Genomic DNA, 4,611 nt, shown 5'->3' on the forward strand with positions numbered 1-4,611 from the left:
GTGAAGGTGCCGTAGCGGCGGCGGTGTGACGGCCGGTCACCGTGCCGCCCCGCCGGTCCTCCGGGCGGGGCGGCACGGTGACCGCGACGGTCAGGGCGTGACGTCGATGTGCCGGGCCAGCGCGGTGACCGAGAGGTCGCCGTGGTCGACCCATTCGGGGAACGCCAGCGTCTTGTGCTGGGTGGACGCGGGCGGGGTGATCTCCAGGTAGGAGGCGTGCACCGCGCCCGAGGTACCGGTGTTGGCGTGGGTCCAGGCGACGACGGCCTCGGCGCTCTGGCCGTCCTTGAGGACCAGGGTCTTCCTGCCCGGGTCCTTGGCGTACCAGGTGTCGCCCCAGTGGGTGTGGGTCGTCAGCGCCTTGTGCCGGGAGTTCTCCAGGCCGAGGCCGGGGTAGCCGCGCAGCGCGCAGGTCTTGCCGCTGAGGTTGCGCAGCCTGATGACGACACCCTGGTGGTTCATCCCGCCGGCCAGCCCCTGGCCGAAGGTGGCCTTGAGCGCGGCGGCCGAACAGGTCGGCGTGGCCCTGGCGGTGCCGGCGTCCGCGGCCTCGGCGGTGCCCGCCCAGGCGAGCCCGAGACCGGCGAGGGCGGTCACGGCGAGCAGCGTACGGCCGAGCCCGCGGCCGGTGCGCCGGGACGTGGGACGGGCGAGGGTGGTCCGGTCGGTGGTGTTCCGGTCATCGTTCACGGTGACGGTGCTCCTCGTGTTCCGTGGCGCGAGCCGGGCGTACGCCCCGCGCCGTCTGCTTGTGCCCTACACGAGGATGGATGCGCGCTGTGCCGGAAATGTTCGCGCGAGGCGGCAATATTTTCTCCGCGGCTCAGGAATCCGTCGCCCCGGCCAGCCCCAGGGCGTAGGACGGCCACCAGTCGCCCGCCTGCGGGCCGCCCTTGCAGGTGCCGTCCGACTCGCCCGGGCGTTTGACCCACAGATAGGCGTCCACCAGGGGGTCCGCCGTCTTCGTCGTCGGGGTCTCGCCGAGCGCCCGGCCCGGCGGGTTGCACCACCGTTCGGCCGGATCGCCGCCCGTGTACGGGCCGTTGCCGTTCCTGCTGGTGTCGATCACGAAGTGCTTGCCGCCCACCTTCGCCGAGAGCTGTCTGCCGTAGGCGATGGAGTCCTGGGTGGAGTAGAAGTTGGAGACGTTGACCGCGAAGCCGTCCGCCCGCGCGACGCCCGCCTGCTGGAGAGGCCGGTAGATCTGGTCGGGGTGGCCCCAGCCGGCGTTCCCCGCGTCCAGGTACACCTTCGTGTTCTTCAGCGACTTCAGCGTGGTGATCGCGCCGCGCAGCAGGTCGTAGCGCTCCTCGGCGAACTGCGCCGGGGTGCAGCCGTCGACCAGGTGCAGGACGGCGTCCGGTTCCAGGATCACCGTGGCCGAGCGGTCCTGGATGCCCCGGGCGACCCCGGCCAGCCATGCCCGGTACGCGTCTCCGTCGGCCGCGCCGCCCTGGCTGTACTGGCCGCAGTCGCGGTGCGGGATGTCGTAGAGGACCAGGAGGGCGGTACGGCCGGACCGCTGGGCGGCCTCGGTGAAGCCGCGCGCCTCCTGCTCGGGGTTCTCCGGGCCGATCCACTCGCCGGTCGGCTGCGCCGCGATCCTGCGGATCCGCCCGGCGTCCGCGCCCTTGCCGGCCTTCGCGTAACTCCGCACCTGCCGGGCGGCGTTGGAGTCGGGGTTCACCCAGAACGGGTCCGCCTCCCGGGGCTGCTGGGTGATGGCCGCGCCCGGGTCCGCGTTCCCCTTCCCGTCGTCCCCGCCGCCCGAGGAGCACCCGGCGAGCAGCAGCACCGCCGCCAGTGCCACCGCCCGGGCGGACGACCGGGCCCCCCTGCTGTCGTACATCCAATTCCCCCCTGGGTGGGTGCACTTGACCAGGCCTCAATCGTGACATACCCGCCGCACTCGCCACGAGCTCGCCCACCCGTTGTCCACGAGCTGTTACAGCCCGCTAGGCCCGGGTGCCCCTGGCCCCCTAGAGTCGCTTGCGGGCGGCCGCCCGGCCTCCCGGACCGGCTTCCCAGCCTCCCGCGCCGGCGCCGGGTCACTCCCGCGGCCCGAGCGCGCGCGGTCGAGGACCGGCCCGGTCGGCGGTCTCAGGGGAGCGGGCCGCCGACCGGGCGTCAGGTGTGTCCTACGGGGTGGTTCCGGTGAGGTACGCCGAGACGACCACGTTCGCCGTGTAGCTTCCGGTCGTCCGGTCGAAGGCGCCGCCGCAGGTGATCAGGCGGAGTTCGGCGCGGCCCGGCTCGCGGGTGCCGTAGGCCTGCCGGGCGTCGAAGTGGTCGCGGGGCAGGACCCGGGTGTCGTCGACGGTGAAAGTGGCCACGGTGTTGTCGGAGCGGACCACCCGGATCGTCTCCCCCGGCCGCAGGGCGCTGATCTTGTAGAAGACCGCGGGCCGGGTCCGGGTGTCGACGTGCCCGACCAGGACCGCGGTGCCCGCCGCTCCGGGGCCGGTCCCCGAGCGGTACCAGCCGACCACGCCGGGCTGGTCGAAGGGCGGCGGGTCGACCCCGCCGTCGCGGTCGAGGCCGCGGGCCACCACGGGGGCCTGCACGCCCAGGTCGGGAATGTCGAGGCGCTCGGGCACGGCCGGGGCCAACGGCGTGGCGGCGGGCGGGAGTCCGGCGTCCGCGGGGCGGCCGACGGCGGCCATGTCACCCGTGGTCGGTCCGGTCAGCCCGTCGGGCACCTCGGTGACCCCGCGGCCCCACAGCCACAGCCCGAGCAGCAGGACGGCCCAGGTCACCCCGGTCAGCAGCCGTCCGGTCCCGGTGGAACGTTCGGTGTCGTCGGACATCGGCCCCGTCCTCAGCGTGAGCCGCGGCTCCGGCGGGCGCTCAGCAGCCCGACGGCGGCCGCGGCGAACCCGGCGAGGAGGAGACCGGTGACCGCCTGCGCGGTGTCCGGACCGGCCGAACGGGAGTCGACCGAGGCGAGCGGAGCGGTGCCCCCGCCGCCCGCGTGCACGGGCGCGACGGGTGAGGAGAGCACGGCGTCGGGCGCGTCCTGACCGGACGGCGGCCGCGCCACGACGGTGAGGCTGCCGGTGACGGACGCACCGGCGCAGCCGACCCGCACGTCGTAGGAGCCGGGGGCCGCCGCGGAGCGGACCTGGGTCTCGCCGGTCAGCGTGCCGTCGGAGCCGCTGAGCCGGGCGTCCGAGACGAAGGCCGTCGAGGCGGCGGCTCCGGTCGTGCCGGAGCAGCCGCTGACCCGCAGGGTCACCACGGAGCCGGGGGCCGGCGACGCCGGGGTCACGGTGATCCCCCGGCCGTCCGCCGCGGACGCGGCCGCCGGGAAGAGCCCGACGGCCGAGGCCAGGAGCCCGGTACAGAAAGTGAGGCGAATTGAGCCCATCGTGAACCTCCAGATATCTGGAGGCTCCCCCGCACCGGGCACCCACGCATCCTCGGAAGGCGCCAGGTTGCTCCGTCCGGGTGAGCTCGGGTTTGGCCGCTCAGACCCGGTCGACGAGGTCCGCGATCGAGTCGACGACCTCGGAGGGCCGGAACGGGTAGCGGTCGACGTCGTCGGGCTGGGTGACGCCGGACAGCACCAGGAAGGTGCGCATCCCGGCCTCCAGGCCCGCGAGGACGTCGGTGTCCATCCGGTCGCCGATCATCGCGGAGGTCTCCGAGTGCGCGCCGATCGCGTTCAGCCCGGCCCGCATCATCAGCGGGTTGGGCTTGCCGACGAAGTACGGCTTCTTGCCGGTCGCGGCCGTGATCAGCGCGGCGACGGAGCCGGTGGCGGGCAGGTCGCCCTCGGTGGACGGGCCCACGTTGTCGGGGTTGGTGGCGATGAACCGGGCGCCGTCGTTGATCAGGCGCACCGCCTTGGTGAGCGCCTCGAAGGAGTAGGTGCGGGTCTCGCCGAGGATCACGAAGTCGGGCTCGTGGTCGGTGAGGATGTACCCGATGTCGTGCAGCGCGGTGGTCAGACCGGCCTCGCCGATGACGTAGGCGCTGCCGCCGGGCCGCTGGTCGTCCAGGAACTGGGCGGTGGCGAGGGCGGAGGTCCAGATGTTCTCCACCGGCACGTCCAGGCCCATCCGCCGCAGCCGTGCGTGCAGGTCACGGGCGGTGTAGATGGAGTTGTTGGTGAGCACCAGGAAGGGCCGACCGGACTCCCGGAGCTTCTTCAGGAAGGCGTCCGCGCCGGGGATCGGGACCCCCTCGTGGATGAGAACGCCGTCCATGTCGGTGAGCCACGACTCGATGGGCTTGCGGTCTGCCATGTGGGTGGGTCTCCTGGCGTGCGTATGGCGGTGTGCGGTCATGCCTGAGCTGGGCGCGCCGGAACCACGGCGTACCGACGCCCCCAGCCTAGACAACGCCGGGATCACCGGGGAATGCCCTGCTCACCTGCTGGTCGGCCACCGACCGCGGACCGACCGTCCGCGGCGCCCGACGTCCGTCAGGTGCCGCGCTCATGCCGGCGGTCCGACGACCGGGACTCCGCAGTTCCAGGCCACCGCGGCCCGGGCCGTCGGGGCTCGGGTGCCCAGGGCGGACAGCCGGGCACCCGGGGCCGAGAGGTTCGCAGATCATACAGATGTACTCAAGTGCAAAAGCAGTCTATCTCGTATTCGTGGTTGTGCT

The 4,611-nt window shown here is 73.4% G+C and carries 5 protein-coding genes; all 5 read right to left on the bottom strand.

Annotation, left to right across the window (positions count from 1 at the left end; all coding sequences use genetic code 11):
* Nucleotides 1-90: 90 nt before the first annotated feature.
* The 5 genes from ABZ646_RS40515 to ABZ646_RS40535 all read right to left on the bottom strand — a co-directional run bounded on the left by ABZ646_RS40515 (nucleotide 91) and on the right by ABZ646_RS40535 (nucleotide 4,247).
* Entirely contained in the window at nucleotides 91-690 is a 600-nt protein-coding gene (locus ABZ646_RS40515; protein WP_360530964.1) for a DUF4232 domain-containing protein, read from the bottom strand.
* 133 nt (nucleotides 691-823) lie between these two features.
* Nucleotides 824-1,849 (bottom strand): glycoside hydrolase family 6 protein, encoded by a 1,026-nt coding sequence (locus ABZ646_RS40520; protein WP_360530967.1) that lies wholly within the window; start codon nucleotides 1,847-1,849, stop codon nucleotides 824-826.
* 289 nt (nucleotides 1,850-2,138) lie between these two features.
* Nucleotides 2,139-2,807 (bottom strand): class F sortase, encoded by a 669-nt coding sequence (locus ABZ646_RS40525; protein ID WP_360530970.1) that lies wholly within the window; start codon nucleotides 2,805-2,807, stop codon nucleotides 2,139-2,141.
* An 11-nt stretch (nucleotides 2,808-2,818) separates the two neighbouring features.
* On the bottom strand, nucleotides 2,819-3,367 hold the full coding sequence (locus tag ABZ646_RS40530; RefSeq protein WP_360530973.1) for a hypothetical protein: 549 nt from the start codon (nucleotides 3,365-3,367) through the stop codon (nucleotides 2,819-2,821).
* A 100-nt stretch (nucleotides 3,368-3,467) separates the two neighbouring features.
* Nucleotides 3,468-4,247: an HAD-IIA family hydrolase gene (locus tag ABZ646_RS40535; protein ID WP_360530976.1), complete on the bottom strand. Its 780-nt coding sequence runs from the start codon at nucleotides 4,245-4,247 to the stop codon at nucleotides 3,468-3,470.
* Between the last annotated feature and the right edge of the window lie 364 nt (nucleotides 4,248-4,611).

The organism is Streptomyces sp. NPDC007162 (genome assembly GCF_040634175.1).
Lineage (GTDB): Bacteria > Actinomycetota > Actinomycetes > Streptomycetales > Streptomycetaceae > Streptomyces.

Coding starts and splice junctions, on each gene's coding strand:
- ABZ646_RS40530 (WP_360530973.1), bottom strand. CDS start 3,367: ATGGGCTCAATTCGCCTCACTTTCTGTACCGGGCTCCTGGCCTCGGCC.
- ABZ646_RS40520 (WP_360530967.1), bottom strand. CDS start 1,849: ATGTACGACAGCAGGGGGGCCCGGTCGTCCGCCCGGGCGGTGGCACTG.
- ABZ646_RS40525 (WP_360530970.1), bottom strand. CDS start 2,807: ATGTCCGACGACACCGAACGTTCCACCGGGACCGGACGGCTGCTGACC.
- ABZ646_RS40535 (WP_360530976.1), bottom strand. CDS start 4,247: ATGGCAGACCGCAAGCCCATCGAGTCGTGGCTCACCGACATGGACGGC.